We start from the raw sequence: 26182 nt of genomic DNA on the forward strand, positions 1-26182 counted from the left end.
CGGAAGAATGGAAAGCAAGTATCTTTTTGTTTATGGTTCCCTGCTAAGCGGTTTTAAGAACCCTGCATATGAGTATATCGCAAGGTATTTTGAATTTGTTGGACCTGCAACCGCCCCCGGCACACTATACGATTTAGGCGATTATCCTGCCGCCACACCCGATGACGCCACCCATCAAATTGTTGGTGAGCTATATAAGATTCGCAACGAACATCAATTGTCTTTTGCTATAGCCCAACTGGATGATTACGAAGGGGTGAATCCTGAACAGGGAGAAACACCGAATTATAAGCGTGCATTATCCAATATTAGTTATGACCATAACGATGTATCGGCGTGGGTGTATTGGTTCAATCATAATATTTCCGACAAACCCATTGTTGCCTCCGGCGATGTATTGGAATACCTGAAGGCGAAAACGGAAAATAACCAATACTAAATATTGATTGGGAAGGGTTTTGCTACGAGATTTCTCACCCGTCGTTTTAACAAGCAATCCTTCAACTACAACGCGTCCTCTCGACGAGGAGGCCCACGGCCGACGAGGAGAGATCTCCTGCTTAAAGACCGCACTGCAATTGGGTTTGCTGCTATAAGGACGAGGTCCCTCGCTCCGTTCGGGACGACGTTTACCTGGTTTCCTTATACACCGATACCACATTATCTTTTTCAAAAGAAGCTTCTCCCCCTTTTATTTTCCAGGTGATTTTGCCATTCGTGTACACAGTAGCGCCATCTTTTTTTTCGCCCTTCATAAGCTGGATGCTTTCTCCGCCTTTATTCAATACTACTATACCCATATCGCCTGAATCGTGGTAAACGGCCGTAACCACGTCTCCTTTTTCATTGGTATATTTTTTTTCATTCTTATCCACAGGCGCTGCAACACCGGCCGCAGTATCTGTTTTTACAACACTGCTTTCTGCCGGGGTAGTTGCCGGAGCGGCCGCGGCTGTGGGATTTGCCGGCATCGAATCAGATGATTCCGGTTGCGCAGGTGCATTGCTGTTACATGCCGCAATAACGATCATACCGAACAACATCATTTTTTTCATTCGCATATTTTTATATTTCATAATTGCTGGATTGCAAAAATCATTCCCTGCTTTGCTTCCCCTTTAATTTAGATGCGTTTGCCCTGAAAGTAAAAATGAGAAAGGTTTCGCCCCGCTTCCTGTACCTTTGGCCGCAAAATCGTTGTTTATGAAATCGTTGTTATTTTCATTAACCCTTGCCTTTTTTTTGGTTGCCTGCGGCGAGAATCAGTCAAAAGCAAAAGAGCAGCCGCAAAGCAAGGCCGACAGCCTGTTGCAGGACGTCATTGATGCGCATGATATTGCCATGCCCCAAACCAAAAAAATGGAGCGGTTGATGAAAGAATCCAAGACCGCAATCGATTCTATAGATAAATTACCTGCCGCAGCTCAAAAACAAAACGCCCCGCTAAAAGCCTTACTGGATGCAGCACATAAGGATCTTGCGCAGGCGGATAATGCTATGAACGAATGGATGAACGGCTTCAAATATGATTCGCTCAAAGATAATGAAGCAGCCCGTGTGCAATACCTGCAGAATGAGAAAACAAAAATAAATGCTGTTAAAGACCTTGTTTTAAACAGCCTCAGCAAGGCCGATAGCCTATTACCGAAAAAATAAAACCGGGAAACCAGCAATGCGGAAAGGTATTATTGCTTAATGACCGCTGTTTTACCGCCTCATTGCCTTCCCGGCCAGGTATTATTATTCGTACCCGCTTGTTTTTAATCAAACGCTTCTTCTTCCTCGCGTTGCCGCTCAAGCACTTTATCAATCTGGGCGCTCAGCGCGTTGGAAATATCTTCTACCGATCCCTCTCCGGGAACTGTTTTAAACCGGTGCAGCGCTTTGTAGTGGTCTGCAACAGCAGTTGTTTCCTGTTGATACACCGCAAAACGTTTACGGATCACGTCTTCACTGGTATCATCCGAGCGGCCGGAGGTTTTGCCTCTTTCCAGTAATCGTTTTACCAGCTCATCCTCAGAAACATCCAATGCCAACACACTGTGTATCGCGGTCTTTTTTAAGTGCAACAGTTTATCCAGCGCCTTAGCCTGGTTGGCAGTGCGCGGGAATCCATCGAACAAAAACCCCTTCGCCTCCCGGTGCTGCTCCAGTGAATTATCAATCATACCAATAACCACTTCATCGGGCACCAACTGACCTTTATCCATGAAGTTTTTCGCCTCAATACCCAGCGGTGTTTTTTCTGCGATCTCCGAGCGCAAAAGATTTCCGGTAGACAAATGAATCAAACCATATTTTTCTACCAAACGATCTGATTGTGTACCTTTTCCGCTGCCGGGAGGTCCGAATAATATTAAATTAAACATTTAAGCTTTTCTTTTAAAGTGATGTCAACAAATATAGCAAAGCTTGGTGAAAATACGGCGATTCTACCCGTTTATTAAAAACTGTTCAAACTACAGCCGCAGCAACTACAACTTTTATGATCGTATCTTTGTTAATATGGTCATTGAATGATGAAATACCTTACAACAATACTATTAACAATCAGTGTTTTATTTCAGCATTGTGGTTATTCTCAATCACAACCTGATAACAAATCGGGCTTATCAACAATGAAAAAAGAAAACAATCCTGTTTATTCGAATACAGACAGCTCAAAAGTAAATCTATCGGAAGAAGAATGGAAAAAAGTGCTTCCGGCCGAAGTATATTATATTGCCCGCCAGAAGGGAACGGAACGTCCCTGGAGCAGCAAATACGAAACTTCTAAAGAAATAGGAACTTATTATTGCGCCGCCTGCGGTAACCCGCTGTTTAAAAGCGATACCAAATTTGAAAGTGGTTGCGGCTGGCCCAGTTTTTATGAGCCCATCAGCAAAACCAGCGTGATTTACCTGGAAGACAAAAGCCACGGAATGGAGCGCACTGAAGTGGAATGCGGACGCTGCCATGCGCATTTGGGGCATGTATTTAATGACGGACCACCGCCAACGGGGCTGCGCTATTGCATCAACGGCGTAATTCTTGATTTTAAAAAAGCACAGCAGGCAGCGGAGCAGTATAAGAAGAAATAGGCGGCCATTCTGCATTGCTGTGCCTCTATGGCTTTACTTACTTATGTGACCAGTTTTGCTGTTTTTTTGCTACTGAAGCACAGAACCATTGAGGTCATCTGCAGTTTATTATAACATTTTATTTAAAGGATTCTTTGCTTTTTAAAGCAAGAAAACATCTGTATCGACGTCAATTTATAGAACCCGCTTCTATTCTGGAACGGATCTTTTCAAAGACCTGTAGACGAAAACGACCGATATGGCCCGGATAATAATAACAGCAGTATTTCTTTATTTGTGCTACATGCCGTCAAAAGGGTTTGCCCAGGCAGATACTTCGCTGGCCGCATTGCCCCAAACCTGGACGCTGCAGCAATGCATTGACTACGCGAAGCGCAACAACATAGAGATCAATAGTTTACGGCTTAACGAAAAAACAGACCAGCAAAATATCCTGTTAGCAAAAGCCGCAAAATATCCGAATTTACTGGGCAGCACTTCCCAAAGCTTTACCAATAGTAAAAACGCTAACCCGGTGGTGGGCGGGTTTCAGACCCAGTCGAGCTTTGCGAGCAACTATTCGTTAAATTCTTCCGTTACGATCTATAATGGCGGCGCCATCAACAATACTATAAAACAAACTGAAACACAGCTTAAGGCAGATGCATTTAATACGTCTGCCATGGAAAACAGTATAATATTGCAACTGACTCAAGCCTACCTGGCTATCCTGCTGGCCAAGGAAAACAGCATTTACCTGCAGGACCTGCTCAATACCTCGCAGGCGCAATTGAAGCAGGGCACGATCCGTTATAATGCCGGCAGTATTTCCAAATTAGAACTGGTCGGCTTTCAATCGCAGGTAGCTACGGATCAGTATAACCTTACCACAACAGAAAATAGTATCCGGCAAAACACGCTTACATTAAAACAATTGCTGCAATTGCCCTCCGGATATAACATGCAGATCATACAGCCAGACACTGTAGCCACAGCCCCCAAACTCGTAGATGCGCTGGATGTGGCACAGCAGCAGGCGCATGATACCCGGCCCGAAATTAAAAGCAGCCAGTTGGGGATTGATATGGCCCAATATAGCCTGGAAAAAGCCAAAGCAGGCAAAAGACCCACCATCACCGGGACCGGGGCTTTGTCTACAGGGTATTCCGATAACCAGTCTTCCGCCTATATCCGGCAGTTGGATAACAACTTTTATCAACGTATTGGGATAGGGCTGTCCATTCCCATTTTTAATAATCGTATGGCACGCACCAATATCGAAAATGCAAAAATCGCGATCGATGCGGCAAAGCTGAATCTTAAAAAAACAGAAACCACCTTATCGCAGGAAGTAGAGCAGGCCTATATAAATGTATTGAATGCCCAGGCTCAATACGAAGCGGCAGTAACCCAGCTCAATACGAACCGGGAAACCTACCAGATATCAGGCGAACAGTTGCGCCTGGGCGCGATCACTTCGGTCGATTATCTATTGCAAAAAAATCTGTACATACAGGCATTACAACAATATATACAGGCAAAATACAATGCTATCATTGGCGTAAAAGTGTACGATTTTTATAAGGGCGCGCCGGTAACTATTGAATAACCAAACATATTAAAAGAAACAGCGGATGAAACGGAACAAAAGAATTTTTGGCATAGTACTGGCGCTGGTGTTGATCGCCGCCGCAATTGCGTACTTCAGGTTCAGAAAAGATGAAAATACGCTGGTGCTTACTACAGAGAAACCGCATTATGGCCCTATTGCAACCAGCGTAATGGCTACGGGAACGGTTCAGCCTGTCGATACGGTCATCATTGGTTCACAGGTGTCGGGAACGATAAAAAAAATATTTACCGATTTCAACGGAGTGGTAAAAAAGGGGCAGATCCTTGCGCAAATAGACCCCTCGCTGTTTAACGCCCAGGTGCAGCAGCAAAACGCCAACCTGCAACAGGCGCGCAGCAATCTTACCTATCAGCAAGCCAATTTTAACCGTCAGTCGGAACTATTCAAGGCCGGAGCCATTAGCAAGGCCGAGCTTGAAACCGCGGAGAATAGTTTTAAAACCGCGCGGGACCAGGTCAACGGCGCTACCGCACAATTATCAGCGGCCCAAAAGAACCTGTCGTTTACCAATATTTATTCCCCCATCGATGGCACGGTGCTTTCAAGGGCCGTGAGCGAAGGCCAAACGGTGGCCTCCAGCTTCAATACACCTACCTTATTCAGTATTGCCAAGGATCTGAAAAAAATGCAGGTACGTGCCGCTGTTGATGAGGCTGACATTGGTAATGTACGGACCGGGGAGCGCGTAACCTTTACTGTAGATGCTTTTCCCAATGATGTATTTAAAGGAACGGTACAGGAGATCCGGCTGCAGCCAACCGTTTCCTCAAATGTGGTAACATATACTACCATCATAGAGGCTTCTAACGATGACCTGAAGCTAAAACCGGGAATGACGGCCAACATTAATATTTATACGGAAGAACTGGATAATGTGTTGCTGATACCGGCGGCGGCATTAAAATATGCGCCGGATGAAGCTACGGCAAAACAGTTTAAAATGACGCCTGCCGCCAATCAGGGAAATGCTAAATCAAGAAATAATCCACAAGCGGCCAATAAACCCCGTACGGACAGCTCCGGCAATGCGATAAAACATGCTTCTGTGTGGTTAAAACGGGGCGATTCGCTTATTTCCAAAAGAATAGAAACAGGTCTTACCGATGATATTAATGTACAAATACTAAAGGGACTTACCGCCAAGGATGAGCTCATTACGGCACAACAGGTGCAAAGCAGTTCGGATGCGACTGCTTCCGGCGACAGAAGTCCGTTTATGCCGCAAAGAAGAAGAAGCAGTAATACAAAAAGCAGCAGCAATAAAGCCGGAGGCGGAGGCGGGCCGCGGTAATAAACAAAAGCCGGACCGCGAGCAAATAATCAAAAAATGAATAAGAAAATTTTAGATATTACCGAGCTGAAGCGCAACTTCCGGATGGGCGCGGAGGTAGTGCACGCCCTTAAAGGGATTTCCTTTGATGTAAAAGAAGGCGAATTTTTAACCATTATGGGGAGCAGCGGTTCGGGAAAAACCACTTTACTCAACATTCTGGGTTGCCTGGATAAACCAACCGAAGGCACTTATATGCTGGATGGCGTTGCTATTAAAAGCCTTTCGCGGGATGCGCTGGCGCAGTTGCGCAATCATAAGATCGGGTTCGTATTCCAGGCCTATAACCTGTTGCCCAGAACATCTGCTGTTGAAAATGTGGAACTCCCGTTACTATATAATTCCAGTATTTCGGCAAAAGAACGGCGGGAACGTGCCATACATGCATTGGAAGCCGTGAAACTGGCCGATCGCCTGGATCACACGCCCAATCAGCTTTCCGGAGGACAGCAACAGCGGGTGGCCATTGCGCGCGCATTGGTCAATCATCCGGTAATGATCCTGGCAGATGAAGCCACCGGCAACCTGGATTCAAAAACCTCCTATGAAATCATGGCCTTAATGCAGGACTTAAATACAGAGGGCAAGACCATTGTGTTTGTTACCCACGAGCCGGATATTGCAGCGTTCAGCAGCCGGACCATTATGCTGCGCGATGGCCGCATAACAAAGGACTATTTTAATGAAAATAAAAAATCGGCAAAAGAGATGCTGGCAGCAATGCCTACCACAGATGATTATTAAACGGGCCGCAGTATGAGTTTGATTAACCTTTTCAGGATCGCGTTACGGGCATTGCAGCGCAACAAGCTACGGGCCTTTCTTACCATGCTCGGCATTATCATCGGTGTGGCATCCGTGATCGCAATGGTGGCCATAGGGCAGGGGTCAAAAAAAAGCATCCAGGACCAACTGTCCAGCATGGGATCCAACATGATCACGATCCGGCCCAATAGTAATGTGACAGCGGGCGCACGGCTCGATTTTTCAAGCGTGCAGACCCTGAAAGAACAGGATATTATCGCTATAAAAAAGCAGGCGCAATATATAAGCGGCGTTTCCCCTGCTGTAACGCAGAGAGGACAAGTGATTAGTGGTAACCTAAACTGGAAGACTACGGTGCAGGGTGTTAGTCCGGATTTTCTAAGTATCCGCAACTGGCCGCTGAGCAGCGGCATTTCATTTACCGATGCAGATGTAAAGACCGCCGATAAAGTTTGCCTCCTGGGCCAGACCGTTGTGGCCAACCTGTTCCCCAGCGGGGAAAATCCCATCGGCAAGGTGATCCGTTTTAATACCATCCCGTTTAAAGTAATTGGCGTACTTGCTCAAAAGGGGGAAAATGCTTTTGGCCAGGACCAGGATGATATTGTATTAGCCCCCTATTCAACCGTTCAAAAAAGAATAACGGCTTCCATTTATTTCCAGAACATTTATTGCTCCGCCACTGACCAGGCCAATACGGACAAAGCAGTAGACGAGCTCTCATCCATCCTGCGCACCTCTCATCGTTTACGACCCGCCGATGAGGATGATTTTACCATCCGGACGCAGGCCGAACTGATCAATACCTTTAGTTCCACCAGCGAGCTTTTAACCGTTCTCCTGGGCGCTATTGCCGGCATTTCGCTGATCGTGGGCGGCATCGGCATCATGAATATTATGTATGTTTCCGTTACGGAACGTACCAAGGAAATTGGTCTGCGGATGTCGCTGGGCGCCCGGGGGAAAGATATCCTGATGCAATTCCTGGTGGAAGCCATTCTTATCAGTATTACCGGCGGTCTTATAGGTATCGCCCTGGGCATCACTTCCAGTCAGTTGATCACTGTATTTCTCAAATGGCCCACGTTAGTATCGCAATCTTCCGTTACTCTGTCTTTTTTGGTATGCGCCGTTACCGGGATATTCTTTGGTTACTACCCCGCGCAAAAAGCATCAAGGCTGGATCCGATCGAGGCCTTGCGGTATGAATAACGTAAAGCTCCCGCAGATTTTCGCGAATCTTTTTCGCTGATCCGTGCGGGTTTTTAGTCAGCTTCATCACGTCTGCGGGCAATTTAAAACAGCTATTTTTGCACGCAAAAACTGGTATGAAACTGATCCGCTGGATATTCCTCTTTTTGATTTGTGTGGGCGCCACATTATTTGCTTTTTCTTTTTTGGCACCGGATCATCAACAGGTGGTGCGCGCTGTTGTCATCAATGCGCCGCAGGAAAAAGTATACCGGCAAATGCTGCTCCTGCAAAATTTCAACAACTGGTCCATCTGGGGCAACGCCGATTCATCGATCCGGTATACATCTAACAATATTCCCGACGGGCAGATCGGCACTACGATTACGTGGCAGGGAAATGCACTATTGTCGGGTAAAGGCATGTTGCAACTAACGGGATTGAAAGAAAACAAAGAGATCGATCATCATATTACTTTTCTTGAACCTCAAAAGATGGAGGCCGATTCAAAATTTGAACTGGCGGATCAAAACGGCGCTACCCGGGTAACCTGGACCTTTACCATACCCTCGAAAAAACCCTGGAACATCTATAATTTATTTTATAGCCTTGATAAAGAGAAAGGCCGCGAATTTGAAAAAGGATTGCTGGCATTGAAAATGATCATAGAAAAAGGATCGGTAATCAATTTGCCCGGGATCAGCGTCATCAGTTTCCCGCTGACCAATTACATAGCCGTAAGGCAGCCGGTTGCAGCAACCGATTTGTTTAATTTCTTTTCCACCCACTTTCGCTACCTGCAGCAAAGCAGCTTACAGGATAGCGCCACCGTAAAAAAAACAACCGCTTTATTCTATAAAAAGGAAGAGAAAGGAAGCCAAAGCGATGTAGCCGCAGCCCTTGAAATTCCCGCAGGTACGAACCCTCGGGTGCAGGCGCCTGCAACGCTTATCAGCCTGCCGGCCTCAAAAGGAATAGCCGTACGTATTCCGGGGAATTATTCAACGGATAAAACAATGGCCTACCGGGCCCTTGATGATTATATCGCAGCAAAGCAGTTAAAGGTAACACCGCCGGTAATAGAGGAATATACAGCGGCAGACAGTTCGGTACGGATTATTTACCTGGTGGATTAAAGTTCTCTGCAGATAAGCGCGGGAGAAACTATCCGCAAAAAAGAAATAGTTCTGTGAAAATCCGTAGAGACAAAATTTTGCAACACATTCATTCGAACGCTTGTCAGTTCAACACCACAGCATTGTATTTATTCCGGTAGGCTGTGGGTGATAATCCCGTTATTTTTTTAAATACTTCTCTGAAGGCCTTATCATCGGCGTAGCCCACATCCAGCATCACTTCAAAAACGGTTTTTTGTCCTTTTTCCAGTTCTTTTTTTGCCGCTTCAATTTTTACCCGTTGAAGGTAGGCCACGGGCGTATCCCCGGTAGCGCGGATAAAACGCCTGTCGAAGTTACGCCGGCTGATGGCCAGTGTTTTAGCCAGTTGTTCAAACGAGATCTTTGCATCAATATGCTCCTCAATATAGACCTGCGCTTCGCCGATCAACGCGTCATCATGCCCTTTCTGCAGATCAAAAATGGTAAAAGGCGATTGCGAATGCCGTTCGATATCGATCTGATAAAATTTGGAACAGTAAACAGCCGTAGTCCTGTCGAACAATTTTTCTACCAGGTACAGGATCAGGTTTAAAAAAGAATAAGCGCCGCCGTTGGTATAGAGCCCTTTTTCGGCGGTAATAATTTTTTCTCCCGCCACTTCCACTTCAGGAAACAGTTGTTTAAAATCTTTTATGGCATTCCAATGTATGGAACAGCGTTTGCCGTTCAGCAGCCCTGTAGCCGCCAGCAAAAAACCACCCGCACACATGCTGGCCACTTCTGCTCCATTTTCATATTGCACCCGGATCCATTCAATAAGCTGCTGATTGTTTTTGATAGCATTTTCATGATCAGACAGCGGGGCGGGGATTAAAACAAGATCGGTATTATTAATAGTGTCAATCGATATGGGGTGAATAGACAGGTATTCGCTGTGTGATCGCTGTTCGGATACAAAGCCCGCAATACGGACCTCAATAGCCGCATCATTCCCGGAGCGCATCCAATATTCGTTGGCCTGGTTTAAAATATCAAAGGCGCCCCCAATCGTATTCATATTTACCCGGCATTCGGGTACCACAATAGTTACCTGTTTCATCTGATATGTTTTTTGGCCCGGTAGGTAAGCCCGCAAATCATCAGTAATACAAAACAACAAATTCCCGCTTTTCCGGCTTCTCCGATGCTCTTTGGTTTCTTACCCGAATGAAATCAAACACAAAGATAGGGCCGGAGTGTCCAAATCGGCCCAAAGGGGAGATTATTTAACCATTTTGTCTTTCCTGCCACCGGCGCGCATCAGATCTTTATCCGGAGCAGGTAATTATTATTAATTATTGCTGTTGTAAATGCATATCCCTGTACGCTAAATTTATTAAGTTTCATCCCTGCGGAACCGGTGATTGTAGAGGTATAGGACAGGGGTATTTCTATGGTTTTTCTTATGCGCAGCACAATTTTATTCCGGTCAATAACAGGGAAAACAAGAATGTTAGCCAATGAATCATTAACAGAAGTAATGGAAACATTAAAATTAACCGGCTGATCCAGGGCGTCCCTGAACTCAATATCCCTGGTGGTTATATTATTTTCGGTAATATAGTTGCCTCCGGTATTTTTATCGATGAGTTGCACATAAAAATTGGGAAGCACAGATGAAGCCAGGTTATCAGGATCCGGGCCCTTGTCCTGCAAAGATTTGCTGCACTGGCTGAATAAAAAGATCGATAACATTCCGCATAAGATCAGTCGCATAACTATACCATTTCTGGGTACAGACGTGTAAAACATAAAAAACGAAACAGTTTTATGCCGGGGTCAACTCAAAGTATTTGGGCAGGTAAGGCGCTCAGGCGGTTAGTTAGCAGCAATTGGGCAATGAAACTTCCCGCCTTACTCACAAATTATCTAAACAGGCATTCTCTTTCGTATAAGCTTTTCGTCCACCATTTAATTATAATATCTTTGAAAAAGAATGAGTAATCCCAATTTAAATAAGGAAAAACAAGGCCTGACCACACAGGACAGTGAATTTGAGAACTCCATCCGGCCGGGTCATATTAAAGATTTCGCCGGACAAGGGCAATTAATTGAAAACCTGGTCATTTTTATCCGTGCTGCGAAAATGCGGGGCGAAGCGCTGGACCATGTTCTTTTTCATGGTCCTCCGGGATTGGGGAAAACCACCTTATCGCGTATTGTGGCCAATGAACTGGGCGTAAATATAAAAGAGACCAGTGGGCCCGTTATTGAAAAACCGGGAGACCTTGCCGGCTTACTGACATCACTGGAGCCCAATGACGTATTATTTATCGACGAAATTCACCGGCTCAGCACCGTGGTGGAAGAATATTTATATGCGGCAATGGAAGATTACCGGCTGGATATTCTGCTGGACAGCGGTCCTAACGCAAGAAGCATCCAGCTTTCACTGAATCCCTTCACCCTGATCGGCGCTACCACAAGGAGCGGTTTATTAACGGCGCCATTATTATCCAGGTTTGCCATCAAGTCGCGACTGGAATATTACAATGCTGAAACACTTCAAAAAATTGTATTACGTGCTGCCGGGATACTGGATGTAAAAATTGCCGCCAACGCCGCTATGGAGATAGCCCGCAGAAGCCGTGCCACCCCGCGTATTGCCAATGGCCTGCTGCGGCGGGTGCGCGATTTTGCACAGGTGCTGAACGACGGCATCATTGATATTGGCATTACCCAACATGCATTGAAGGCATTGAATGTTGATGAATATGGCCTCGATGAAATGGATAACCGCATCCTGCTGGCCATCATTGAAAAATTCAAAGGCGGCCCCGTAGGGCTTACCACCATTGCCACCGCTGTGGGCGAAGAGCCCGGCACCCTTGAAGAAGTGTACGAGCCTTTTTTAATACAGGAAGGCTTTTTACAAAGAACTCCGCGCGGCCGCGAAGTGACCCATAAAGCGTATGAACATCTCGGGAAAAAACCGGGGAACCGCGGAACAACGAACCTGGAGCTGGACCTTTAAATGAGAAAGGAGGAAGTGAATAATGAATAGGCAAAAGTGAATAGAGCGCACGGCGCCGTCTGAGGGAGGAGCTATTCTTTTCTAACCTGTGAAAATCTGCGGCATCTGTGAGCCACCCGCGTATGTGCGAGAAATTTAACCGCGAGCCAATAAAAAGCAGCCTCAATGGTTTACCTGTTTCCCTCCAACTGCTTCCTTTTATTTTAAAACGCCCAGCTCTTTGCCCACTTTAGTAAAGGCAGCAATGGCTTTGTCCAGGTGCTCCTGTTCGTGGCCGGCGCTGAGCTGTACCCGGATGCGGGCCTGCCCTTTAGGCACTACAGGAAAGAAAAACCCGATCACATAAATGCCCTCATCAAGCAGCTTCGCCGCAAAGTCTGCTGCCAGCACCGCATCATACAACATGATCGGCACAATAGGATGGTCGCCGGGTTTAATATCGAAACCTGCCGCCGTCATTTTTTCACGGAAATATTTTGTGTTGTATTCCAGTTTATCTCTTAACTGTGTAGAAGCAGAAAGCATATCCAGCACGGCAATAGAGCCCCCAACAATTGAAGGAGCCAGCGTATTACTGAATAAATAGGGTCGGGATTTCTGTCGCAGCATTTCAATCACTTCTTTTTTCCCGGAAGTGAATCCGCCGGAAGCACCGCCCAGCGCCTTTCCCAGCGTACCGGTAATGATATCGATCTTACCCATCACGCCCCTGTATTCGTGGGTGCCGCGACCTGTTTTACCCAGGAAGCCCGAAGAATGACATTCATCGATCATGATCACCGCATCGTATTTTTCCGCCAACTCCACGATCTTATCCAATTGGGCGATCGTTCCGTCCATACTAAAAGAACCGTCCGTAACAATAATGCGGCTGCGGGCACCGGCGGCCTCTTTCAGCTTTGCTTCCAGATCCGCCATATTATTATGCTCGTACCGGTAGCGTTGCGCTTTACATAAGCGAACGCCATCGATGATACTGGCATGGTTCAGCGCATCAGAAATGATAGCGTCCTGTTCATTAAAAAGCGGTTCAAAAACGCCGCCGTTTGCATCAAATGCCGCTGCATACAGGATGGTATCTTCCGTTCCCAGGAATTCAGACAGTTTTTGCTCCAGTTCCTTATGAATATCCTGCGTTCCGCAAATGAAACGTACACTGCTCATGCCATAACCCCGGGAATCGATAGTGGCGTGAGCGGCTTTAATTACATCAGGGTGAGAAGAAAGACCAAGGTAATTGTTGGCACAGAAATTTATCACGGTCTTGCCATTCACAGTAATAGCAGCGCCCTGCGGACTTTCAATAATGCGTTCTGTTTTATAAAGACCAGAGGTTTTGATCTCCTCAAGTTCGCCGCCGATGCGTTTCGCAAAATGTTCGTTCATATGTGAGTGTTTAAAAAGTATGTAGTTACAAACAACCCGGCAAAGGTGTTAAAAAAAGCCATACAATGGTGGCTTTTCTGATATTTGTTCAATCGGTTGTACACAATAAAGCATTGATTTTGCAAAACTTTGACAGGTCAGTTTTTTTTTCTAGTTTTATAGGACACGATTGCCTTTTGTAAAACATATGAAAAAAAAACAACTTGCTTTTCTTTTAACACTATTGATCGCTTCCGGGGTAGCTGCTCAAAGCAGGAAAGCTGTCTTTTTGTTAGATACCAGCTATTTGCCGCCTGTTTATTACGAGAGCTTTAAATCAGATCTTCCTATATACAACGGCCGCTTATTCGAATCGTATCCGCCTTCTATGATCGGCACCCCATTCCTGGATGATTCCAAATGGCATAACGGCGCTGTATGTTTCGATAGCGTATGGTACAAAAACCTTAACCTGAGATATGACGCAAATGCTGAAACGTTGATTATTGAGGATAAACAAATGCTGCCGGTGATTATATCCAATCAAAAAGTAGCTGCTTTTTACCTGGAAAACAGAAAGTTTGTAAAGCTGGGAACCGATATAGATAAGGCGCTGGTGAACGGATTTTACGAGATCTTAAACGAAGCAAAGCTGCCGGTTTTAATTCTAAGAAAAAAATACATCAGGGAAACGATTAATCAGCAAGAATCAAAAGTTGACCGGGAATTTATTTGGATCAGTAAATTTTATATCTATAAAGACCAGCGCTTTCTACAGGTGCATTCGCAAAAAGATCTGTATACGATCCTGGGAGTGAGAAGAGCTGTTGTTGCAAGAGCGCTCCGGAAAGCACATATCAAATTCAAAACGAATGCCGAAGAAGCAATTCTGGCGGCTGCTCAGCTATATAACCCCTAATAATGCTTATTAATAAAAGGACGCCAATCATTATCTTTTTTATCTGCGCCGCTACCGGTTTGAGCGCCCAGGAGGGAGTACCTGTAAAAAGCGATAGTATACATCTTTCAGACTTTTTTTTGCTGCTTGAAAAAAAGAGCCATCACCGGTTTTATTATAATGCCCAACAGACGGATTCGATTTTAATAAAACGGCCTCCCGAAAGTGGGTCGTTGCCGGCGACGCTTTCCAGCGCATTGGATGGCACCGAGTTGTCATATGCGATCGATGAAAAAGAAAAAAAAGTTTATATAACCCGGGGCTTAAAAATGCAACTGGCTTTACCTCCGGGTATCTACCAGCCTGAAAAGGCTTTAACCGTCCAGCAAAAAAACACTCCGAAGATCAGTGAATACGGTATCGATAACAAAAAAAGAACGGCGCCCACCTCCCAGGAAAAACTATATGAGATCGGCAACAGAAATATTGCCAGGGCTCAGCAAACCGTGCTGGTGGGCACTATAAAAAGCGCCCGCACCGGGGAACCCTTCCCCAATATTGCAGTATTGGTCGATAATGAATATTCCACTACTACAGATCCCTACGGCAACTATTCCTTAAGTATTCCGTCGGGCAAGCATACCTTGAATATAACAGGCTTTGGGATCAGGGAAACGAATTTAAACCTGATGGTGTATAATGACGGACGGATGGATGTAAGTGTTCAGGATCAGATCCCCACATTAAAGGAGATCATTGTTTCCACCGCAAAAACACGAAACATCCGGAATGTACAAATGGGTTTATCCCGTCTTACGATTGCGCAGATAAAGAAGATTCCGACCGTTTTCGGGGAGGCCGATATCTTGCGGGCCATCACCACCCTGCCGGGAGTGAAGACGGTGGGCGAAGCCAGTACCGGTTTTAATGTGCGCGGCGGTTCCGCCGATCAGAACCTCATTTTATTTAATGACGCCACCATCTATAACCCGTCTCACTTTTTTGGAATGTTCTCCGCTTTCAACCCCGAAATCGTAAAAGATGTGGAATTATATAAAAGTTCCATCCCTGCAAAATATGGGGGCAGACTGGCATCCGTACTGGATATTAACAGCCGGGAAGGCAATAAGAAACAGCTCACCGGTTCTGCAGGTATCGGGCCGGTCACCAGCCGCCTGGAACTGGAAGGCCCTATTGTAAAAGACCGGACCTCTTTTATTTTTGGAGGTCGTGCTACTTACGCCAACTGGCTGATCAATGTTTTACCTAAAGAATATGATAAGAGCAAAGCCAATTTCCAGGACTTTAACCTCGGACTGAGCCACCGCATCGATTCTAATAACACGCTTTACCTGAACGCTTATTACAGTAACGACCGGTTTCAGCTCAACAGTGATACCATTTACGGATATAGCAACCGGAATGCTTCCTTTAAGTGGAAAAGAAACTTTTCCCGCAGGCTACAGGCCGAGCTGATCGGTGGGTATGATTATTATAAATATGATATCAACAGCGGGGTGAATACCGTAAATGCTTTTGATCTGTTTTTCGATATACGGCAATTGTACGGGAAACTGAATTTTTCCTATTTCATCAATCAAAAACACGCCGTTGACTTTGGGGTCAGCTCCTTGTCCTACCGGCTGCGCCCGGGTGTATTTAACCCGCTTACCAGTAGTTCGCTCGTACGCCCCGATACCATAAATACAGAGCATGCACTCGAAAATGCCGCGTATGTTACCCATCGTTTTAACGCCACAAATAAACTTTCCTTCAGCACCGGGATCCGGTATTCGTTTTATTCCTACATGGGGCCGCAAACGGTAAGTTATTATGCCGCCAGCCAGCCAAGAACAGACGATACCCGCACGGAAACTGTCGCCTACGGTAAAGGCAAGTTTATTAAAAACTACCAGGGTCCCGAAATACGTTTTTCCACACGGTATGCTTTTACACCAACCTTCTCCATAAAAGCTTCCTATAATTCGCTGCGACAATACATCCACCTCTTATCTAATACCACGGTTATTTCCCCAACGGATATCTGGAAGCTGAGTGATCCTAATATTCAGCCGCAGATCGGAGACCAGGTTTCTTTGGGATTTTATAAAAATCTAAGATCAAATACCATCGAAACATCCGTAGAAGTATATTACAAGAATATAAAAAACTACCTGGATTATAAGCCGGGAGCCTCATTGGTCATGAATCATCATATCGAAACAGATGTGATCAATACAAAAGGCAAGGCTTATGGAGTGGAATTGCTCATAAAAAAACCCGTGGGAAAACTGAACGGATGGATCGGCTATACTTACTCCAGGATCCTGCTGAAATCTACAGATCTCAGTTTGGGCTCCATGATCAATAACGGGCAGTTCTATTCTGCAAACTACGATAAACCCCATGATGTAATTGTGGTGGGGAATTTTGAGATCAACCACCGGTTCAGTTTATCCCTCAACTCCACCTACAGCACCGGCCGCCCCATTACTTACCCTGTAGGAGAATATGTGTATGCCGGTTCCGCGCGCGTGTTATACTCAGACAGGAACCAATACCGCATTCCGGATTACTACCGGACCGATTTTTCCATGAATATTGATGGCAATCATAAAGTGCATCAAAAAACACATAACTCATGGACCATCGGGGTTTATAATCTGTTTGGCAGAAGAAACCCTTACTCAGTTTATTTTATTTCTGAAAATGGAGTGGTTAACGGCTATAAGTTATCCATATTCGGAAGTGCGATACCTTTTATTAACTATAATATTCGTTTTTAAAATGAGGCTGCGCTATTATTGTTATTGTTTTATACTCTTTGTTTCAGTCCTTTCCTGTAAGGACCGTTACATTCCAGATATACAATCGACCGGAACGGGATACCTTGTTGTGGAAGGGGTGCTGAACGCCGGGAATGCACCTACAACATTAACCGTTTCCCGGACAAAAAAAATTGTTGCAGGCAACCAGCCGGCGTATGAAAGCGGCGCAACCATTACGGTAGAAGGCTCGGATAATTCGGTGAAGCCGCTAACTATGACCAGTGCCGGGATTTATCAAAACAACAATCTGAATCTTTCTGCCAGCAACAAATACCGGGTTCGGATTAAGACGGGTGATGGCAAGGAATATTTGTCTGACTTTGTAGCGGTAAAAACCACGCCGCCGATAGACAGCATCGGCTGGAAACAAAACGACGATGGAGTGCAGCTCTATGTAAACACTCATGACCCGGCCAACAACACCATTTACTACCGCTGGGACTGGGATGAAACCTGGGAGATCCATAGCTATTACCCATCCTCTTTAATTTATGATCCAAAATCACCCCAGGCAGATGCCTTTGGTGTCCGGCCTCGTGAATTTCCGAAAGAAGATGTGAGCGTTTGTTGGCGATATGGAAAGTCGACTACCCTGCTGTTTGCCAGTTCTGCGAAATTGACGGCCGATGTGATCCATGAGTTCCCAATAAACGAGATTCCAGCGGGAGATGACCGGCTTTCTGTTAATTACAGTATTCTTTTGCGGCAATATGCGATGGATAAGGCGGCCTACGAGTTTTATGATCTGATGAAAAAAAATACCGAATCGATCGGCAGTATTTTTGACCCGATGCCCTCAGAGCTGCGCGGAAACATCCATTGTATTACGAATCCGGCCGAAACAGTGATCGGGTATATTGCGGCAGCCACCATTACTCAAAAACGCGTGTTTATTGCTGCCCCTCCCGGATGGAACTTCCGGCAAGGCTGTTTACAGGAATTCGTTGTCAAAAACCCGGATAGTACGAAAACCTATTTCGCCGGTGGCGCCCTGATTCCGATAAGTGAAGAAAAGCGGGTCGAACCCCCTGCAGACGGATATAGTGCTTCATCAGGAATATGTGTGGACTGTACAACAAGAGGAGGAAGCACGCAAAAACCATCTTACTGGCCTTAATAACCCGGAGAAAATGAATAAAAATTATCTTATTGGTTCTTGTATACGATTGCTGCTGCTTATTGTTTTTCTAAATACAACTATCGTTTCTTTTGGCCAGACAGAGCTACCTTTAACCGCTGTACAGGAGCAATATGCAAACAATAAAGAAGCTACATTTGTTCATACAGATAAGGAAGCCTACCTGGCCGGAGAGATCGTCTGGTACAAAATATACCTGCTTAATACAATTGGGTACACAACAGCAAATTACAATACCATTGTTTATATCGAATTGGTTAACGACAAAGGAGCCGCAGTGCTGCAATCAAAAGTAGAGCTAAAAAAAGGATTGGGAAGCGGCAGCCTCTACCTCCCTGTGACGATTAATACCGGCGCCTATACACTTATAAGTTATACCAGCCAGATGAAGAACGGAGACCCTAAACTGTTTTTCAGAAAGCGGGTCGTTATTACCAACGCTTTAAGCGCTAATGGTTCGGTACTGGCAGCATCCAATAACAACGCTATTGTAAATTTCTTTCCCGAAGGGGGCGATCTGATAGAAGGATTAATAACAAAAGTGGGCGTACAGGTATTGGACCCCGGCGCCACAAAAGGAATACAGGCTATCGGGTATATTCTTGAAAACGAAACCGACACTGTTGCACGATTCGAAACCGCTAAATTCGGATTGGGGCAGTTTACCTATACCCCTCATTCGGGTAAAAGATATACTGCCGTAGTTACTGTTGGAAATAAGGCCCCCGTTAAAACCGGCCTGCCCACTCAAAAGCTAAACGGCCATACCATAAGCGTAACGGATGCAGGAAAGGATGCCTATAAGATAATTGTATCTGCACAAAGAGCGGCTCCGCAAAAAATGTACCTGGTGGCGCATTCGGATCAAACAAATAAGATGGCTGTTGAATTTGATATGGATGCAGATAACAGCTTTGCGTATAATGTAGACAAATCCCGGCTGGGCACGGGGATCATTTATTTTACCTTATTTAACCAGCACTGGCAGCCGGTTAGCGAACGGTTGGTTTTTATTCCGCAGGAACTGCCCGTTACCGGGGTTAAGATCAGTACAGAAAAAAATATTTTTGCAGGCAGGGAAAATGCGCCAATCGAATTGGAGCCTCTGCAGGCTTCAGGCAACAGTGGTGTGATCAATGCTTCATTGTCGGTTTATGCAACAGATACTAACGGGTCTTCAGCCGGGACGATCCATGATTATTTGCTACTGACCCGTCATCTGGCTGGCAAAATAGAAGCCCCGGAATTTTATTTCACACCCGAGGCGCAACAGGGGAATTATATCGACAACCTTATGCTGGTAAATGGCTGGAGGCGATTTAATACTGCAACCACTACCGGTAAAAAGCCCGTTGCGCTTCCCGAATATAACGGGCATATTATTACAGCCCGTATAACCAACACCTGGACCAACAAACCGGAAGCTGATGCAGCCTGCTTTCTGACGGTACCTTCTGTTCCTTTTGGACTTTTTAACGGAACAAGCGATGCGGCCGGTATGGTACGATTTAATATAACCCGGTACTATGGCCCGGGTGATATATTTATAAAACCGTTCCCGACGGGAAATAATGCGGACACCTACCGGATAGATATTATTTCGCCTTTTGCGGATAGCACCAGCAAAATATTTTATCAGCCCGGCTTCTATTTGAACCCGGCTGATAGTGTTGAGCTGTTAAAAAGAAGCATCGCCATGCAGGCACAGAATATCTACAACCAGGATAAGTTAAACAGGTTTCTGATCCCTTCATATAAAGACACGCTTCCCTTCTATGATAAACCGGAGATCACTTATCTGTTGGATAATTACAAACGGTTTTCGACAATGGAGGAAGTGCTCAGGGAATACGTTACCCCAATAAATGTAGTGGTGCGCGATAAGAAATTAAAGATGACTTTCTATGATGAAAAAAACCAAACGGTGTACCGGTACGCGGCTTTAGTGCTGCTGGATGGCGTTCCGCTGGCCGACTACAATAGTATTTTTAACTACGATCCGTTTAAAGTAAAACAACTGGACGTGATACCAAGAAGATTCGTGATCGGCTCCGCCGTTTATTCGGGAATTGCGAGTTTTCAAACCTATGATTCGAAGTTTAACGGATTTGAATTAGATCCTTCCGCCATTCCCATCGACTACGAGGGGCTGGAATTAAAACGGGAATTCTTTAGCCCGGAATATGCAACTAACAAAGGGGACCTGCGCATTCCGGACTATCGTACCACTTTGCTCTGGAACCCCGATATACGCTTTGCAGGAAATAAAAAACAGCAAATAAGTTGCTTCACTTCTGATTACACCGGCACTTATAAAATAGTATTGCAGGGGATTACCGAAGACGGGAAACCGGTTTATGGAGAAAGTACATTCAAAGTGGATAAATAGGTAATGATTCGTCGTTTTGAATCAATACACCTATGATATAATATTCTTTCGTCACCCTGAGCGAAATGTAATGGAGCCGAAGGGTCTAGCGAATGTCGGGGCGGCCGAAAGTCGGGAGAAGTGATCGTAGTAATCTCGTTCTTTAATGATACGATTTCTTTTCATCCTCACCATCCGACTGGTCGTCCGGACGGGCTGCGTCGGGCTCATCGAAATGACGCTGCCTTAATGCGTCATTGTCTCATTGTTTTGGCAGCACAAATAAATAACTCGAAATGACGACACATTGTGATTTGTCTTTTTTAAAACCAGCTTGATTTTTTTCTTCCGCCCAGGCCAATCGCGCCCAAAAGGGAACGCACAATGGTATTTCCGGCCGTGCGCGCCATACTTTTTACAATTGGGTTATCCAAAATACTTTTCTCTTGAGAGGCGGTGGCACGCCCTGGCTGCGGTGCTTCCTGCGCTTTTTCGGCGGCATCGCTGAGTTTTTTCGTTAAGATCTCATAGGCGCTTTCATTATCGATGACTTCGTTATAATGAACCGCAATTTTAGATTTTGCTACAATCGCGTCGATCTCCGCATCAGTCAGGATATCCATCCGGCTTTGCGGCGCCCGCAGCATACAATGTACCAGGGGCGTAGGAATACCCTTTTCATTCAGCATCGTTATCAGCGCTTCGCCGATCCCCACCTGGGTGAGCAGCTCATCTGTTTGGTAAAAAGGACTGATGGGATAGTTGTCTGCCGTTTCCTTAATAGCCTTGCGATCCGCTGCCGTAAAGGCTCTTAAAGCGTGCTGTATCTTCAAACCCAACTGGGCTAATATGGAAGCCGGTACATCCATTGGGTTCTGCGTACAGAAAAACACGCCCACCCCTTTGGAACGGATCAATTTTACAATAGTTTCCAGTTGATTCAGCAAAGCACTGCTGGCCTCATTAAAAATAAGATGGGCCTCGTCAATAAACAATACCAGCTTTGGTTTGTCGAGGTCGCCCGCTTCGGGCAGCGATGCGTATAATTCTGCCAGCAGTTGCAGCATGAACGTTGAAAATAATTTGGGCCGGTCCTGCAAGTCCGTAACCCGCACGATGGAAACCATACCCCGGCCGTCATCGCTGATACGCATCAGGTCTTCCACATCGAAGCTCCGTTCGCCAAAAAAGAGGTCGGCTCCCTGTTGTTGCAGCTCAATTACTTTACGTAGAATGGTTCCGGTAGAAGTAGTTGAAATTTTCCCATATGTTTTTTCTAATTCGGCTTTGCCCTCATCACTGACATACTGTAGTATTTTTATAAAATCTTTCAGGTCCAGTAAGGGCAGTTTGTTATCATCACAATATTTAAAGATCATCGCCACAAACCCGCCCTGGGTATCATTCAGGTCAAGAATTTTTGAGAGCAATACCGGGCCAAACTCACTCACCGTGGCGCGCAGTCGCGTTCCTTTTTCTTTGCTTATGGTAAGAAACTCTACCGGGTAGGCCCCAGGCTTAAAATCGATGCCCAGCAATTGGCTGCGTTCTTTTATTTTATCGTTTTCGGTCCCGGCGGCACCAATACCGCTCATATCCCCTTTAATATCCATCAATACTACCGGAATACTGGCGTCGCTCAAACCTTCCGCCAGCACCTGCAGGGTTTTGGTTTTGCCGGTACCGGTAGCGCCGGCAATCAGCCCGTGGCGGTTCAATGTTTTAAAAGGGATAAGGATATCGGCATCTGCAACCACTTTGCCGTCCAGCATTGCGCGCCCTATTTTATAGCTTTCTCCTTTAAAGCTATACCCATCCTGCACTGCTTTAAGGAAGTCATTTGTATCTGCCATTTTGGAAAATTTTAACTAAGATAAGGCTTAAGAAAAATAATACCATACTTTAACAAAATATTCATTTCCATTTGTCAATGGAATAAAAAGCATTAACTTTATTTGCCATCTAATAACTTAAATACCGCAACATGGAAACAAAAAAACCAAGAATATTATTGTGCGAAGATGATCCGAACCTTGGCAATGTGCTGAAGAATTACCTGGAGCTGAACGATTATGATGTTACCCTTGAGCGGGACGGCCGTTTGGGGCTGGCGGCTTTTCAGCGCGAAAAATTTGATCTGTGCCTGCTGGATGTTATGATGCCGCATATGGATGGATTTACCCTGGCTGAAGAAGTGCGTAACGTGGATCCGGATATTCCCCTGTTCTTCCTGAGCGCTAAAACCATGAAGGAAGATATTATCCAGGGCTATAAACTGGGTGCCGATGATTATATCACCAAGCCTTTTGATAGCGAAGTATTGCTTTTGAAAATTAAAGCGATCCTGAAACGCAATGAAGAGCTGAATAAAGAAACAGAGAATAAAGAATACAACCTGTCCAGCTACCATTTTAATCCCAAGCTGCGGCAACTGATCCACAGTGGTAATACGCAAACCCTTTCGCCAAAAGAAAATGAATTGCTGAAAATGCTGGCGGAGCATCTGAACGACTTACTCCCCCGGGAGCAGGCATTAAAGAAAATTTGGGGCAGCGATACTTATTTTAACGGCCGGAGTATGGACGTGTATATTGCCAAATTGCGCAAGTATCTGAAAGATGACGAAAAGATCGAGATCGTGAACATTCATGGTAACGGTTTCCGGCTGGTGGTGCAGGATTAATCATATTCGGACATAAAACAAAGAGCCCGCTCCTTTTTACACGAGCGGGTTCTTTGTTTTGCAGAACAGTAATCATTAAAATAAACAGCTTTATGAGAATACGTTCACTATTCATCGCTTTTTTGCTGGCAGCCGCTACCAACGGTATCGCCCAAACCAATACGCCCCTGGCTCAATACCCTTCCCCCATGAAGGAAACGGTACGCAGACATGAGCGTATTTCTGATGTACCCAAAGGTGCAGTATTAATGGTAGACGGCATTTTATCCAAACCCGTATTGGTGTACCTGCCCAATAAACTAAAGCGCACCGGCAAAGCCGATTTACTGATCCATTTTCATGGAAGCAATAGCCTGGTTGCTTATGCTGCCGAAAAATACAAAGGCACTCTTATTACAGCCACCGTAAACCTGGGTTCCGGATCGGGGGTGTATTCCGCAGCCTTTCTACAAGATTCCATTTTTAAAAAACTGGAAACAGCCGTATGGCAGCAGGCGGAGCAGCAATTGCATAAACCGCTCCAAAGAGGGCGGCTCATCTTAAGCGGCTTCAGCGCCGGCTATGGCGCCATCCGCAGCATTATTTCTTTCCCGGAATATTACAAAGAGGTGAACGGGGTATTACTCCTGGACGGATTGCATACCAGCTATATCCCCGAGCGAAAAGTGTTGGCCGATGGCGGCTTAATAGATTCCACAAACCTTACAATCTTTCTAAACTTTGCCAAACAGGCCGCAGACCTGTCTACCGGCAAGCGGTTTTTATTTACGCATTCTGAAATTTTTCCGGGAACATTTGCCAGCACTACGGAAACCGCGACCTATTTATTGGATCAGCTTCAGCTAAAAGCTACTCCTGTTTTAAAATGGGGGCCCGGCGGCATGCAGCAACTCAGCGAAGCCCAAAAAGGGCACCTGAAAATATTGGGATTTGCCGGCAATTCTGCCCCGGACCATATCGATCATTTCCAGGGGCTCTATTATTTTCTGAACCGTTTATATAAATAATAGCCGCACTTTCCCAAAAAGCATTAGGTTTGAATCACTATAAAACCAATATATGATCAGGACTTTACTTTGCGGTTGCGTTGCTTTTTTCTCTGTTACAACTATTCACGCGCAACCTGCCAAACCCAAAACAGAACCGGCCAAACAGGAAAAACCTGCCGAGGAAAAAAAGAATGGCTCCGCCGACCTGAACTTTAACCCCGATGCGGCAGTGACTACGAACCATACCGTTACCATCAGAGGGCAAAAGGTGGCGTATAAAGCCATTGCTGGTACCTTGCCTGTTTGGGATGAGGAGGGTAAAACGATCGCAGGGCTATTTTATACCTACTATGAACGTACCGATGTAAATAAGGCCAATCGCCCGCTGGTCATTTCTTTTAACGGCGGACCGGGCACGGCCTCTGTGTGGATGCACATCGGCTACACGGGGCCGGTATTGCTGAATATTGATGATGAAGGATACCCTGTTCAGCCCTATGGCTACAAAGAAAATCCGAATTCCATACTGGATGTGGCAGATATTGTATATGTAGACCCGGTGAATACCGGTTATTCAAGGATCGTCGGAAAAGATGTTCCTAAAACCAAATTTTTTGGAGTGAATGCCGATATTAAATACCTGGCAGATTGGATCAATACGTTTGTTTCCCGCTATAACCGCTGGGGCTCGCCCAAATACCTGATCGGCGAAAGCTACGGAACCACGCGTGTTTCCGGGCTTGCAATGGAATTGCAACAATCCCATTGGATGTACCTGAACGGCGTCGTGCTGGTGTCGCCCACTACATTGGGCATCGACCGCGGAAGCGCTACGGGAGCGGCTTTGCGGTTACCGTATTTTGCGGCTACTGCCTGGTACCATAAAAAACTGGCTGCCGAATACCAGCAAAAAGACCTGGAGGCATTCCTCCCGGAAGTGGAACAGTTTACCATGAACCAACTGCTGCCTGCTATCAACAAAGGCGGATTGTTGGATGATGCCGCTAAAAGGACCATTGCCAAACAAATGGCGGCCTACTCTGGTTTGCCGGAGCAACTTATTCTGCAAAACAACCTGGATGTATCAACAAATTTGTTCTGGAAGGAACTGCTGCGCAGTGATGGGTATACCATCGGCCGGCTGGATTCCCGTTACAAAGGCATTGATAAACGGGAGGCGGGTGAGCGGCCCGATTTTAATGCGGAGCTTACGTCCTGGCTGCATGCCTTTACTCCACCGATCAATATGTATCTGCGGAATGAATTGAATTATAAAACCGACTATCCCTATTATATGTTCGGCTCCGTTTGGCCCTGGGATAATTCGAATGATCAAACCGGGGAAAACCTGAGGAGCGCGCTGGCCATCAATCCCTACCTCCATTTGCTGGTACAATCGGGTTATTATGATGGGGCCTGCGATTATTTTAATGCGAAATATACGCTGTGGCAAATGGACCCATCCGGCCGGCTGAAAGACCGCATCAAATGGGCCGGATACCGTAGCGGGCATATGATGTACCTAAGAAAGGATGATCTGAAATCAAGCACGGATCAACTCAGGGAGTTTATTAAAAGTGCGATTCCTGCCAAAGCAGCGAAGTATTGAAATGCAGAATGAGAAAGGGATTCTCTATAACTTAGAAATTTTCATTCCTAAAAAGCAATCGACTTTTACATTTTGCGTTCCTTATTCCTTATTCCACATTCCCGAAGGATACGAAACATAAAAAGGCAACCGTCAAAAAAAAGTAGAAGCAGAACGTCCCCAACAAACCCGAAGGACGTCCACTTCTACATTTAA

22 protein-coding genes are annotated in these 26182 nt (G+C 45.6%); 16 read left to right on the forward strand and 6 right to left on the reverse strand.

Annotated features, from left to right (window positions below; all coding sequences use genetic code 11):
- Nucleotides 1-7 precede the first annotated feature (7 nt).
- On the forward strand, nt 8-439 hold the full coding sequence (locus tag NIASO_RS13500) for a gamma-glutamylcyclotransferase family protein (RefSeq protein ID WP_008586651.1): 432 nt from the start codon (nt 8-10) through the stop codon (nt 437-439).
- 190 nt (nt 440-629) lie between these two features.
- Here NIASO_RS13500 and NIASO_RS13505 read toward each other — a convergent pair whose 3' ends face one another.
- The gene (locus tag NIASO_RS13505) at nt 630-1055 is read right to left on the reverse strand and encodes a hypothetical protein (RefSeq protein ID WP_008586652.1); all 426 of its coding nucleotides are present in this window, start codon (nt 1053-1055) and stop codon (nt 630-632) included.
- Between the two features lie 148 nt (nt 1056-1203).
- On the opposite strand from NIASO_RS13505, the gene NIASO_RS13510 reads away from it, so the two are divergent.
- Nucleotides 1204-1656: a hypothetical protein gene (locus NIASO_RS13510; RefSeq protein ID WP_008586654.1), complete on the forward strand. Its 453-nt coding sequence runs from the start codon at nt 1204-1206 to the stop codon at nt 1654-1656.
- 104 nt (nt 1657-1760) lie between these two features.
- Here the strand turns inward: NIASO_RS13510 and NIASO_RS13515 are convergent, their stop codons facing one another.
- On the reverse strand, nt 1761-2369 hold the full coding sequence (locus tag NIASO_RS13515; protein WP_008586655.1) for an adenylate kinase: 609 nt from the start codon (nt 2367-2369) through the stop codon (nt 1761-1763).
- A gap of 249 nt (nt 2370-2618) precedes the next feature.
- Here NIASO_RS13515 and msrB point away from each other — a divergent pair, with 249 nt between their 5' ends.
- The 6 genes from msrB (at nt 2619) to NIASO_RS13545 (ending at nt 9114) form a co-directional block, all read left to right on the forward strand.
- A complete protein-coding gene (msrB, locus tag NIASO_RS13520; RefSeq protein WP_316929395.1) occupies nt 2619-3080 on the forward strand; it encodes a peptide-methionine (R)-S-oxide reductase MsrB in 462 nt (153 codons plus the stop codon).
- Nucleotides 3081-3318: 238 nt separating this feature from the next.
- Nucleotides 3319-4668 (forward strand): TolC family protein, encoded by a 1350-nt coding sequence (locus NIASO_RS13525; RefSeq protein WP_008586659.1) that lies wholly within the window; start codon nt 3319-3321, stop codon nt 4666-4668.
- 25 nt (nt 4669-4693) lie between these two features.
- Nucleotides 4694-5983: an efflux RND transporter periplasmic adaptor subunit gene (locus NIASO_RS13530; protein ID WP_008586661.1), complete on the forward strand. Its 1290-nt coding sequence runs from the start codon at nt 4694-4696 to the stop codon at nt 5981-5983.
- A gap of 36 nt (nt 5984-6019) precedes the next feature.
- Complete coding sequence (locus NIASO_RS13535; protein ID WP_008586663.1) at nt 6020-6766, forward strand: ABC transporter ATP-binding protein; 747 nt, start codon at nt 6020-6022, stop codon at nt 6764-6766.
- A 12-nt stretch (nt 6767-6778) separates the two neighbouring features.
- On the forward strand, nt 6779-7999 hold the full coding sequence (locus tag NIASO_RS13540) for an ABC transporter permease (protein WP_008586664.1): 1221 nt from the start codon (nt 6779-6781) through the stop codon (nt 7997-7999).
- Between the two features lie 98 nt (nt 8000-8097).
- Nucleotides 8098-9114, forward strand: coding sequence for an SRPBCC family protein (locus tag NIASO_RS13545; protein WP_245605184.1), 1017 nt, complete (start codon nt 8098-8100; stop codon nt 9112-9114).
- 103 nt (nt 9115-9217) lie between these two features.
- Here the strand turns inward: NIASO_RS13545 and NIASO_RS13550 are convergent, their stop codons facing one another.
- The gene (locus NIASO_RS13550) at nt 9218-10195 is read right to left on the reverse strand and encodes a GlxA family transcriptional regulator (protein ID WP_008586668.1); all 978 of its coding nucleotides are present in this window, start codon (nt 10193-10195) and stop codon (nt 9218-9220) included.
- Nucleotides 10196-10395: 200 nt separating this feature from the next.
- Nucleotides 10396-10851 (reverse strand): hypothetical protein, encoded by a 456-nt coding sequence (locus NIASO_RS13555; RefSeq protein WP_008586669.1) that lies wholly within the window; start codon nt 10849-10851, stop codon nt 10396-10398.
- Between the two features lie 220 nt (nt 10852-11071).
- Between NIASO_RS13555 and ruvB the strand changes: the two genes are divergently transcribed.
- Nucleotides 11072-12109, forward strand: coding sequence for a Holliday junction branch migration DNA helicase RuvB (ruvB, locus tag NIASO_RS13560; RefSeq protein WP_008586671.1), 1038 nt, complete (start codon nt 11072-11074; stop codon nt 12107-12109).
- Between the two features lie 198 nt (nt 12110-12307).
- On the opposite strand, the gene kbl is transcribed toward ruvB, so the two are convergent.
- Nucleotides 12308-13495, reverse strand: a complete 1188-nt coding sequence (gene kbl / locus NIASO_RS13565; RefSeq protein ID WP_008586673.1) for a glycine C-acetyltransferase — start codon at nt 13493-13495, stop codon at nt 12308-12310.
- Nucleotides 13496-13682: 187 nt separating this feature from the next.
- On the opposite strand from kbl, the gene NIASO_RS13570 reads away from it, so the two are divergent.
- Genes NIASO_RS13570 through NIASO_RS13585 form a run of 4 tightly spaced genes read left to right on the forward strand, consistent with a single transcriptional unit; the run spans nt 13683 to nt 20727 of the window.
- The gene (locus tag NIASO_RS13570; protein ID WP_008586675.1) at nt 13683-14393 is read left to right on the forward strand and encodes a hypothetical protein; all 711 of its coding nucleotides are present in this window, start codon (nt 13683-13685) and stop codon (nt 14391-14393) included.
- A 2-nt stretch (nt 14394-14395) separates the two neighbouring features.
- Nucleotides 14396-17158, forward strand: coding sequence for a TonB-dependent receptor (locus tag NIASO_RS13575; RefSeq protein WP_008586677.1), 2763 nt, complete (start codon nt 14396-14398; stop codon nt 17156-17158).
- Nucleotide 17159: 1 nt separating this feature from the next.
- Nucleotides 17160-18317 (forward strand): DUF4249 domain-containing protein, encoded by a 1158-nt coding sequence (locus NIASO_RS13580; RefSeq protein WP_008586679.1) that lies wholly within the window; start codon nt 17160-17162, stop codon nt 18315-18317.
- A 13-nt stretch (nt 18318-18330) separates the two neighbouring features.
- Complete coding sequence (locus NIASO_RS13585; RefSeq protein ID WP_008586681.1) at nt 18331-20727, forward strand: hypothetical protein; 2397 nt, start codon at nt 18331-18333, stop codon at nt 20725-20727.
- Between the two features lie 302 nt (nt 20728-21029).
- Here NIASO_RS13585 and NIASO_RS13590 read toward each other — a convergent pair whose 3' ends face one another.
- Complete coding sequence (locus NIASO_RS13590) at nt 21030-22559, reverse strand: helicase HerA-like domain-containing protein (protein ID WP_008586682.1); 1530 nt, start codon at nt 22557-22559, stop codon at nt 21030-21032.
- Nucleotides 22560-22690: 131 nt separating this feature from the next.
- Here NIASO_RS13590 and NIASO_RS13595 point away from each other — a divergent pair, with 131 nt between their 5' ends.
- From NIASO_RS13595 to NIASO_RS13605, 3 genes are all read left to right on the forward strand, one after another.
- Complete coding sequence (locus tag NIASO_RS13595; RefSeq protein WP_008586685.1) at nt 22691-23389, forward strand: response regulator transcription factor; 699 nt, start codon at nt 22691-22693, stop codon at nt 23387-23389.
- A gap of 92 nt (nt 23390-23481) precedes the next feature.
- The gene (locus NIASO_RS13600; protein WP_008586686.1) at nt 23482-24396 is read left to right on the forward strand and encodes a hypothetical protein; all 915 of its coding nucleotides are present in this window, start codon (nt 23482-23484) and stop codon (nt 24394-24396) included.
- A gap of 52 nt (nt 24397-24448) precedes the next feature.
- Nucleotides 24449-25987 carry a S10 family peptidase gene (locus tag NIASO_RS13605; RefSeq protein ID WP_008586688.1) on the forward strand — a complete coding sequence of 513 codons (1539 nt, stop codon included), beginning with the start codon at nt 24449-24451 and terminating at the stop codon, nt 25985-25987.
- Nucleotides 25988-26182 lie beyond the last annotated feature (195 nt).

The organism is Niabella soli DSM 19437, from assembly GCF_000243115.2.
Taxonomy (GTDB): domain Bacteria; phylum Bacteroidota; class Bacteroidia; order Chitinophagales; family Chitinophagaceae; genus Niabella; species Niabella soli.

Coding starts and splice junctions, on each gene's coding strand:
- NIASO_RS13535 (WP_008586663.1), top strand. CDS start 6,020: ATGAATAAGAAAATTTTAGATATTACCGAGCTGAAGCGCAACTTCCGG.
- NIASO_RS13550 (WP_008586668.1), bottom strand. CDS start 10,195: ATGAAACAGGTAACTATTGTGGTACCCGAATGCCGGGTAAATATGAAT.
- NIASO_RS13585 (WP_008586681.1), top strand. CDS start 18,331: ATGAATAAAAATTATCTTATTGGTTCTTGTATACGATTGCTGCTGCTT.
- NIASO_RS13525 (WP_008586659.1), top strand. CDS start 3,319: ATGGCCCGGATAATAATAACAGCAGTATTTCTTTATTTGTGCTACATG.
- ruvB (WP_008586671.1), top strand. CDS start 11,072: ATGAGTAATCCCAATTTAAATAAGGAAAAACAAGGCCTGACCACACAG.
- NIASO_RS13590 (WP_008586682.1), bottom strand. CDS start 22,559: ATGGCAGATACAAATGACTTCCTTAAAGCAGTGCAGGATGGGTATAGC.
- NIASO_RS13540 (WP_008586664.1), top strand. CDS start 6,779: ATGAGTTTGATTAACCTTTTCAGGATCGCGTTACGGGCATTGCAGCGC.
- NIASO_RS13500 (WP_008586651.1), top strand. CDS start 8: ATGGAAAGCAAGTATCTTTTTGTTTATGGTTCCCTGCTAAGCGGTTTT.
- NIASO_RS13580 (WP_008586679.1), top strand. CDS start 17,160: ATGAGGCTGCGCTATTATTGTTATTGTTTTATACTCTTTGTTTCAGTC.
- NIASO_RS13570 (WP_008586675.1), top strand. CDS start 13,683: ATGAAAAAAAAACAACTTGCTTTTCTTTTAACACTATTGATCGCTTCC.
- NIASO_RS13605 (WP_008586688.1), top strand. CDS start 24,449: ATGATCAGGACTTTACTTTGCGGTTGCGTTGCTTTTTTCTCTGTTACA.
- NIASO_RS13595 (WP_008586685.1), top strand. CDS start 22,691: ATGGAAACAAAAAAACCAAGAATATTATTGTGCGAAGATGATCCGAAC.
- msrB (WP_316929395.1), top strand. CDS start 2,619: ATGAAAAAAGAAAACAATCCTGTTTATTCGAATACAGACAGCTCAAAA.
- NIASO_RS13510 (WP_008586654.1), top strand. CDS start 1,204: ATGAAATCGTTGTTATTTTCATTAACCCTTGCCTTTTTTTTGGTTGCC.
- NIASO_RS13530 (WP_008586661.1), top strand. CDS start 4,694: ATGAAACGGAACAAAAGAATTTTTGGCATAGTACTGGCGCTGGTGTTG.
- NIASO_RS13555 (WP_008586669.1), bottom strand. CDS start 10,851: ATGCGACTGATCTTATGCGGAATGTTATCGATCTTTTTATTCAGCCAG.
- kbl (WP_008586673.1), bottom strand. CDS start 13,495: ATGAACGAACATTTTGCGAAACGCATCGGCGGCGAACTTGAGGAGATC.
- NIASO_RS13515 (WP_008586655.1), bottom strand. CDS start 2,369: ATGTTTAATTTAATATTATTCGGACCTCCCGGCAGCGGAAAAGGTACA.
- NIASO_RS13505 (WP_008586652.1), bottom strand. CDS start 1,055: ATGAAAAAAATGATGTTGTTCGGTATGATCGTTATTGCGGCATGTAAC.
- NIASO_RS13600 (WP_008586686.1), top strand. CDS start 23,482: ATGAGAATACGTTCACTATTCATCGCTTTTTTGCTGGCAGCCGCTACC.
- NIASO_RS13575 (WP_008586677.1), top strand. CDS start 14,396: ATGCTTATTAATAAAAGGACGCCAATCATTATCTTTTTTATCTGCGCC.